The organism is Synechococcus sp. W55.1, from assembly GCF_047461655.1.
In the GTDB taxonomy this organism is placed as follows: domain Bacteria; phylum Cyanobacteriota; class Cyanobacteriia; order Thermostichales; family Thermostichaceae; genus Thermostichus.
Genome location: NZ_JANSHN010000043.1, coordinates 1 through 4,305, shown reverse-complemented (window position 1 = coordinate 4,305; position 4,305 = coordinate 1). Strand labels below are relative to the sequence as shown.

Here is a 4,305-nt window from a genome sequence, read left to right as displayed (position 1 = left end):
CTGAGTGCTCCACAAATCCAGTGGCGCTATCCATCCCCACCCTACAGAGGGTGGGGAATTCCGCGCGTTTTGTTAAAGTCTTCTACAGACCAGATCCGCAATTGACGGGGGGGCGACAGGGATCCATGTCCGAGATCGAGGTCTTCGATGCGGAGCAGTTGGCCGGGCTGATCGAGAGTCTGGCAGCGGCGATCGGCAGGGATCACCCCCACCCCCAAAAGTTGACGTTGATCGGCATTCGCACCCGGGGAGTCCCCTTGGCCTACCGCCTGCGGGATCGGATTGCCACTCTACTGGGGATCCCGCCCCAAGTAGGGGAGCTGGACATCACTTTTTTCCGCGACGATTTGAGTGCCGGTGGGTTGCGCACCCCAGATCGCAGCGAAATGCCGCGTGACCTAACCGGCCAAGAGGTGGTGCTGGTAGATGATGTGATCTTTCGCGGTCGCACCGTCCGGGCGGCTTTGGAGGCCCTAAACCACTTTGGGCGACCGGAACGGGTGCGATTGGCGGTGTTGATTGACCGGGGTCACCGACAGTTTCCCATCCAGCCCGATTACTGCGGTTGTCAGCTTTCCACAGAACCGGAGCAAATGGTGAGAGTCCATCTGCGGGAAACCGATGCAGAAGAGCGGGTGCTGTTGATAGACAAAACAGCAAAGATTAAACCCTGAGCCAGCGCTGGGGTGCGGTATTTTAGGGATGACCTGCCGAAACTCACTGCCATGTCTTGGTTGCCGGAAACCCGCCGCTACGCTGTTTTGGGCACGGGCGCTTTGGGAGGATTTTATGGGGCGAAATTGCAACAGGCGGGCTTTGCGGTGCATTTTCTGCTGCACAGCGACTATGAGCATGTTTGCCAAAACGGCCTGTGGGTGCAGTCCTGCTGGGGGGATTTTCATTTGCCCCAGGTGAATGCCTACGCAGCCGTGGAGGACATGCCCGCTTGCGAAGGGGTGATCGTGGCTTTGAAAGCCACCCAAAATGCGCTTCTGCCGCACTTGATCCCGCCTGTGTTGGCCGAGAATGGCGTGGTGATCTTGTTGCAAAATGGGCTGGGGGTGGAGCCCGAGATTGCCGATTGCGTTGGCCCAGAACGGGTGATGGGGGGCCTCTGTTTCGTCAGCTCCAATAAGGTTGGCCCCGGCCACATTCACCATCTGGATTACGGTTCGGTGCTGCTGGCAGAATACGGCCCTGGCTATGCCCCCCAAGGGATCACGCCCCGCCTTCAACAAGTTCAAGCCGATTTTCAACGGGCAGGGATCCCGACTTCGCTCTCACCAGATTTGATGTTGGCCCGCTGGCAGAAGTTGGTCTGGAATATTCCCTTCAACGGCCTCTCGGTGGTGTTCAATGCCGACACTCAGCAAATGATCCGAGATCCTGAGGCCCGTGCTTTGGCGGAAACGCTGATGCAGGAGGTGGTCCAGGGAGCTGCGGCTTGTGATCGCCTGCTTCCCGATTCCTTGATCCAAGAAATGCTCACCAACACCGAGAAAATGGCCCCCTACCGCACCAGCATGAAAATCGACTATGAGCGCAAACGTCCCCTGGAGCTGCAGGCAATCTTCGGCAACCCCCTGCAGTACGCTCGACAAGCGGGGATCCATCTACCACGGGTTGAAATGCTCTATCGGCAGTTGCAGGTGTTGGATCGCCTGAATCGAGGGATCCCTGGGGAGCAGCAGGCTTAGGTTTTTCAAGATCCGGCGGAGCGATCCCAGGGCTGGACCAGGCTTTCTTCTTGGCTTGTGGGTAAACTGAGCCGCAGTCCTGTACCGTTGCTCCGGCTTTATGCCCCTGGGATCCACCCACGATCGCATCACCCTCTGGACAGCCCCCGGCATCACCTTAGCCGCCGGTTTGCTGGGGAACAGCACCACGGTTGCTCTGGCCGTGGGATCGGCCTATCTATTCAGCGGCCTGATGTTTTCTGGAGATCTGGACACCTGTTCTCGACAGTATCAACGCTGGCTGTTCTTGCGTTGGATTTGGCTGCCCTACCGCAGGTGGATACGGCATCGCTCCTTTTGGTCTCATGGGCCCATCGTGGGCACTGCCGTGCGGGTGCTGTACTTGAGCCTATGGGCAGGAGGAGTTGGCCTGCTGGGGGCTTGGCTGGGATCCCAGTTGGGCTGGTGGATGTGGCAACCCTGGGTGTGGCGCAGCGATCTCTGGCAATTGCTGCAAGTTCACGCCGAGATGCTGTTTTGGATTGGGATGGGGTTGGAACTGGGATCGGTGAACCACAGCCTGAGCGACTGGACGATCTCCCACTGGAAACGCTGGCGCAAACGCCGTCAGGCTCGATCTCCCGCCAGGCGACTCAGCTATCGTCGCTAGGGATCCATTGGGCCAAAAGCTGATTCTTGCCTGCCCCGGCATTTGAATGGCAGTGAGGTTACCTACTGTTCCGCAACGCGTAGTCATTTATCTCACCGTCAAGGTGAAACAAACGACCGGTTGCTTCCTGCTAAGGCCTCCGGCCCGCTACGCGAGCAGTTGAAATAGAGGGTAATAAGAACCACGACTGCTATCAGCCCCTCACCCCCCCTTGAACCTGTGCTGTGCCCACAACTCCGCGACCTATCCTCTCAAGAGGGCTGAAACTGCAAATCTTGGCCAATTACCCTTTAGCCCAGGTACTCTGCTTGTGGCCATTTCGATTCAAACTGGGACACTGCACCCATACCTAAAGCCTTGAATACAGGGAATCAGAAGGCTCTCCTCAGTAGCCCAAGCGTCTCACCCTAACTTGAAACGACTACTTGAAGCAGTTTTGTCAAGAACATTTCCTCTTACGTTGGCTAGGTATTGCGATTCAATCTCAATAAAGCTATGCTGTTACTCGGTTGAGTGGTGGAGTTGTATCCATCAGTCTTCCTCTCTTGTCTTGGATGCGGCAGGGATCCTGTGCTGGCAGAGCTGGCCATCTGCGTCAGCAGGGATCCCTTTTTCTCCTCTCCAAGGCTAAGCAAGGTTCTGTGCTAATGAGAGTCAGAATCAGTTGATAGAGAGATTTTTTGCTTGCTCATGTCAATCTGTGGAGGTGGCAGTGTAAAGGAGCAACAGCGGCTGAGGGTTATGGCTTTGGAAGGGGGCAATCTGGCTTCGGGAACCGGAAGACAAGACCGAATACAAAGATTGCTGCTCTAGTTTCCTTTGCAAACTTGTCAGAAGCTAAGGAAAAAGACCAACCTTTTGGGACAAACTGTCTGTCCTATGTCTTGTTTTGTCGTTCAAAAATTTATGTTGGGCTCAAGAGAAACTCTAGAAAAAAGTTGAATCAGGTGGAAGAATCAGTTAGAATCTAGCTGGCGTTAACGCTAACCGCGACGAAGAGACTGGAGGGAGGAAAGCCTAACAGCCTCTCTCCTTTTTTCTGTAGGGGTTACCCTCACTCTCAAACCCCATCTCATGAGAAGGAAGGAAGACCAAATACCCTATGACTTGAAATAGCAGCATTTTCATTAACTTTTGTTTTACTCTCTATGCCAAACTTGATACTAAGCTAAAGAGTTGCTCCTCGATCTTGTAACCATTGAGCAGCCAGCCTGTGTTGGCGTTTTTGTGCATAGGCTAAGGGGGTATGCCCATCTTCATTGCGAGGGTTTAGTTCGGCTCCATTTTCCAGCAAAAGCTCCAGGATTTCGATGTGTCCTTCCCAAGCAGCCCAGTGCATCGGTGTCGCCCCGAATCGGTTGCGCGCATTGGCATTGGCCCCGTACAAGAGCAGAAAGCGAGCGATGCCCAAATCCCCTCGGGTGGCGGCTTCATGCAGAGGGGTTCGGCCTGTTTCGTCAGTGGCATCCACCGGCGCTCCCTTGGATAGTAGGCGGGCCAGAATGCTTTTTCGACCGGTGGCTGTGGCCCAGTGGAGAACACGACCAGTGTTGGCTCCCTTCTGGATGAGCAGACCGATTACCTCCGCCTGATCGGTTAAAGCAGCCCGCTGGAGAGGGGTATAGCCATGGTTATCTGGGAGATCGATATCGCTGCCTGCCCTCAAAAGACGCTCCACCAGCTTGACCTGGCCGACGTCAGCAGCCAAATGGAGAGGGGTGGCACCTGTGGGATCCAAGGCATTGGGAGAAGCGCCATGGGCCAAGAGCAAATCCAACAGTTCCAAATCGCCAAGGAGTGTCGCTTTATGAAGCAAAGTCATTCCCTGAGCATCGACAGCATTCACATCTTCCCCCCGCTGCAAATGGGCCAATAATTGTTTTAGGTCGTGTTGATCTTATGTTAGGATAGAGAGAGTAATTTATAGAGGAAAGAGGATGAAGTTGGTTTTTTTAGATG

4 protein-coding genes are annotated in these 4,305 nt (G+C 54.8%); 3 read left to right on the top strand and 1 reads right to left on the bottom strand.

Annotation, left to right across the window (positions count from 1 at the left end):
• The 3 genes from pyrR to NW816_RS13880 all read left to right on the top strand — a co-directional run.
• The coding region (pyrR, locus tag NW816_RS13890; RefSeq protein WP_414409546.1) for a bifunctional pyr operon transcriptional regulator/uracil phosphoribosyltransferase PyrR at positions 1–674 on the top strand (674 nt) is incomplete at its 5' end.
• A 51-nt stretch (positions 675–725) separates the two neighbouring features.
• Complete coding sequence (locus tag NW816_RS13885; RefSeq protein WP_414409545.1) at positions 726–1,697, top strand: putative 2-dehydropantoate 2-reductase; 972 nt, start codon at positions 726–728, stop codon at positions 1,695–1,697.
• 100 nt (positions 1,698–1,797) lie between these two features.
• Positions 1,798–2,346 carry a metal-binding protein gene (locus tag NW816_RS13880; protein ID WP_414409544.1) on the top strand — a complete coding sequence of 183 codons (549 nt, stop codon included), beginning with the start codon at positions 1,798–1,800 and terminating at the stop codon, positions 2,344–2,346.
• 1,168 nt (positions 2,347–3,514) lie between these two features.
• On the opposite strand, the gene NW816_RS13875 is transcribed toward NW816_RS13880, so the two are convergent.
• On the bottom strand, positions 3,515–4,219 hold the full coding sequence (locus NW816_RS13875) for an ankyrin repeat domain-containing protein (RefSeq protein WP_414409543.1): 705 nt from the start codon (positions 4,217–4,219) through the stop codon (positions 3,515–3,517).
• Positions 4,220–4,305: the final 86 nt, after the last annotated feature.

Coding starts and splice junctions, on each gene's coding strand:
- NW816_RS13885 (WP_414409545.1), top strand. CDS start 726: ATGTCTTGGTTGCCGGAAACCCGCCGCTACGCTGTTTTGGGCACGGGC.
- NW816_RS13880 (WP_414409544.1), top strand. CDS start 1,798: ATGCCCCTGGGATCCACCCACGATCGCATCACCCTCTGGACAGCCCCC.